The organism is Streptomyces niveiscabiei, from assembly GCF_001419795.1.
Classification (GTDB): domain Bacteria; phylum Actinomycetota; class Actinomycetes; order Streptomycetales; family Streptomycetaceae; genus Streptomyces; species Streptomyces niveiscabiei.
In genome coordinates this window covers 1-3695 of the sequence record NZ_LIRL01000885.1, presented here as the reverse complement: position 1 = coordinate 3695, position 3695 = coordinate 1, and the positions used below count along the sequence as shown (strand labels likewise).

Genomic DNA, 3695 nt, shown 5'->3' with positions numbered 1-3695 from the left:
GGTGCGGGTCCTGGAGGGGGGAGGGGACGACGGGGACGCCGCCGGTGACCGCGAGGTCGCCGCCCCAGATGCGCGGGACGGTCTCGAAGACCTCCGCGACCTGCTCGCGCACGGTTGCCGGGTCCACCCCGAACAGCCGCCACTCCGGGGCCGTCGACCGCGTCAGCCCCAACTCGACGCGGCCACCGCTGAGATGGTCCAGCATGGCGGCCCGCTCGGCGACCCGGATCGGGTGGTTGATCTGCGGCGGGGCCAGTACGGCGGCGTGTCCCAGCCGTATCCGCGCGGTGCGCTGCGAGAGCGCGGCGAGGAACAGCTCCGGCGCGGACGACAGGCTGAACTCCTGCGCGCCGTGGTGCTCGACCTGCCACCAGCAGCCGTATCCCAGCGCGTCGGCCAGCTCCGCCTGCTCCAGGGCCTGGGTCATCCGCAGGTGCTGGTGATCGGGGGCCCAGGGCTTCGGGTCCTGGATTTCGCTGAAGATGTCGAGCTTCATCGGAGTGGTCCCTTCAACGGTGCTCCGACCTGATTTGGTCCGATCGTCGCCATCGTACGTAAGCCCACTGACAATCGGACGTGCGGCCTCCGCCGGGCCGACCGGGCGTCAGATCCGGGTAAGTGTGCGCGGCTTCCCCCTGTTCGTCAGGCATGATCGGTACATGGCGACGGAGGAGAGCGGCGGGGGAAGCGTGAACGCGATCTCGACGGCGCGGGAAGCCGCGAACGACGAACTGGTGCTGGCGTTCGGGCGGTTGCAGGGCGCGGCCAACCGGCTGGAGTACATCCTGGGGCGCGCGCTGGAGGTCGAGTGCGGCATCACGCACCTGACCTTCGAGGTGCTGCTGATCCTCGGGCGCGCGGGTGAGCCGGGGCTGTCCATGCGGGCGGTGGCCCAGGAGCAGGTGCTGACGACCGGGGGCGCGACGCGGCTGGTGGACCGTATGGAGGCCGCCGGGCTCGTCGAGCGGGTCGAGGACCCCGGCGACCGGCGCGGGCGCCTGGTGCGGCTCACGGCGCTCGGGGAGGAGACCGTGGTGGCGGCCTCGCGGGTGCACGTGGCGAACATCGAGCGGTACTTCCTGGCGCCCTTGCCGGAGGCGGACCGGGAGCGGTTCGCGGAGGACCTGCGGATCCTGAGCCACGCCGCGCGGGACATGCTGCCGCGACTGCCGTGAGCGGGTGACGCGCTCCCGGCGCGACCGGCGGGCGGTCCGACCGGGCGGAAATATCTGATGATGCAGATACTGTTCTCTCAGATGAACCGCTCGCGTCCGGCGAGCGCCCCACTCTGTCGAGGTCATCGATGCAGCTCGTCCACGTGTACGACGCCTACTGCGGCTGGTCCCACGGCTTCTCCGCCACCCTCCGCGAGACCGCCGCGCGCCACCCGGAACTGCCCGTCGAGGTGGTCTCCGGCGGACTGTTCACAGGCCGTCGGCGCGTCCCCATCCGCGAGTTCGGGTACGTCCAGGGCGCCAACGTGCAGATCACCGAACTGACCGGCGCGGTCTTCGCCGAGCCCTACCAGCGGCTCATCGCCGACGGCTCCTTCGTCATGGACTCCGAAGCCGCCGCCCGCGGCCTCGCTGCCCTGCGCGCGAGCGCGCCGGATCGCGCCGTAGAACTCGCGACGGCCCTCCAGGACGCGTTCTACCTCGACGGCCTCAGCCTCTCCGACCCGGCCACGTACCGGAAGCTCGCGCAGGCGCACGGGCTGGACCCGGACGCCGTCGTGACCGCTTTCGAAGCCCCGCGCGCGCGTACGGAGGCCGAGGCGGATTTCCGGCGCAGCGCGGAACTGGGAGTGAGCGGGTTCCCGACGCTGCTCGCGGTCGACGGGGAGCGGGCTGTGGTGCTGGCGCGGGGGCACGCTACGGCGGACGAGGTGGACGCGCGGTTGGCGTTGCTGGGCTGAGGGGGGCGTTCTGCCAGGGGGTGGAGGGCGTGCGCGCCCCCACGTCCGCACGCGTTGCTGCCCGACGTGCCCGTGAGGGAGCTGCCGGATGCGGGTTCCCGCGCGCGCTGCGGACCCCGTTCGGTGCGCCCGCGGCGAGCTCCAGCCGTCCTATCGCGTGCGTGCTGTGTCCGTTCGGTGACGATCAGTCGCCCTGGTCCCCCCGCCCTCCCGTCAGGGAAACGTGGGCGAGGAGTGTCCGAGGCACCGCCTACCCTTGAGCCATGACCAGCAGCAGTGACCGGAGCCAGCCAGTGGACGCGAAAACCTACGAAGTGCGCACTTATGGGTGCCAGATGAACGTCCACGACTCCGAACGCCTGGCCGGTCTGCTGGAGGGCGCGGGCTACGTGCGCGCGCCCGAGGGGTCCGACGGCGACGCCGACGTCGTCGTCTTCAACACCTGCGCGGTCCGGGAGAACGCCGACAACCGGCTGTACGGCAACCTCGGCCGCCTCGCGCCGCGCAAGGCGAGCCGTCCCGGCATGCAGATCGCGGTCGGCGGCTGCCTCGCGCAGAAGGACCGCGACACGATCGTCAAGAAGGCGCCCTGGGTGGACGTCGTCTTCGGCACGCACAACATCGGCAAGCTGCCGGTCCTGCTGGAACGCGCGCGCGTGCAGCAGGAGGCGCAGGTCGAGATCGCCGAGTCCCTGGAGGCGTTCCCCTCGACGTTGCCCACCCGCCGCGAGAGCGCGTACGCGGCCTGGGTGTCGATCTCCGTCGGCTGCAACAACACGTGCACCTTCTGCATCGTCCCGGCGCTGCGCGGCAAGGAGAAGGACCGCCGCCCCGGCGACATCCTGGCCGAGATCGAGGCCCTGGTCGGCGAGGGCGTCACGGAGATCACCCTGCTCGGCCAGAACGTCAACGCGTACGGCAGCGACATCGGCGACCGCGAGGCCTTCAGCAAGCTCCTGCGGGCCTGCGGGAAGATCGAGGGCCTGGAGCGCGTCCGCTTCACCTCGCCGCACCCCAGGGACTTCACGGACGACGTCATCGCCGCCATGGCCGAGACGCCCAACGTGATGCCCCAGCTCCACATGCCGATGCAGTCCGGCTCGGACACTGTCCTGAAGGCGATGCGCCGCTCCTACCGCCAGGAGCGCTACCTGGGGATCATCGAGAAGGTCCGCGCGGCCATCCCGCACGCGGCGATCTCCACGGACATCATCGTCGGCTTCCCCGGGGAGACCGAGGAGGACTTCGAGCAGACCCTCCACGCCGTGCGTGAGGCCCGTTTCGCGCAGGCGTTCACGTTCCAGTACTCCAAGCGCCCCGGGACGCCCGCGGCGACCATGGAGAACCAGATCCCCAAGGAGGTCGTCCAGGCGCGCTACGAGCGCCTCGTCGCCCTCCAGGAGGAGATCTCCTGGGACGAGAACAAGAAGCAGGTCGGCCGCACGCTGGAGCTGATGGTCGCCGAGGGCGAGGGCCGCAAGGACGACGCGACCCGGCGCCTGTCCGGCCGCGCCCCCGACAACCGCCTCGTCCACTTCACCAAGCCCGACCAGGACGTCCGCCCCGGCGACATCGTCACCGTCGAGATCACCTACGCCGCCCCGCACCACCTCCTCGCCGAGGGCCCCGTCCTCGACGTGCGGCGCACGCGCGCGGGCGACGCCTGGGAGAAGCGCAGCGCCGAGAAGGCCGCCGCGCCGGCCGGTGTCATGCTTGGCCTGCCCAAGGTCGGCGTCCCCGCCCGTGGCGACCGGCAGCGGGGCGGGGACGCCGACCTTGG

Annotated in this window: 4 protein-coding genes; 3 read left to right on the top strand and 1 reads right to left on the bottom strand. The window is 71.6% G+C overall.

All coding sequences use genetic code 11. From position 1 onward, the window contains the following. On the bottom strand, positions 1 to 496 hold a 496-nt coding region (locus tag AOK24_RS36280), incomplete at its 3' end, for an LLM class flavin-dependent oxidoreductase (RefSeq protein ID WP_159052109.1). Positions 497 to 659: 163 nt separating this feature from the next. Here AOK24_RS36280 and AOK24_RS36275 point away from each other — a divergent pair. The 3 genes from AOK24_RS36275 to miaB all read left to right on the top strand — a co-directional run. Then, positions 660 to 1175, top strand: a complete 516-nt coding sequence (locus tag AOK24_RS36275) for a MarR family winged helix-turn-helix transcriptional regulator (protein WP_055724217.1) — start codon at positions 660 to 662, stop codon at positions 1173 to 1175. A gap of 128 nt (positions 1176 to 1303) precedes the next feature. Further along, positions 1304 to 1915, top strand: a complete 612-nt coding sequence (locus tag AOK24_RS36270; protein WP_055724216.1) for a DsbA family protein — start codon at positions 1304 to 1306, stop codon at positions 1913 to 1915. A 263-nt stretch (positions 1916 to 2178) separates the two neighbouring features. Next, positions 2179 to 3695 (top strand): tRNA (N6-isopentenyl adenosine(37)-C2)-methylthiotransferase MiaB (miaB, locus tag AOK24_RS36265; protein ID WP_107104129.1); only part of this gene is annotated, 1517 nt, incomplete at its 3' end.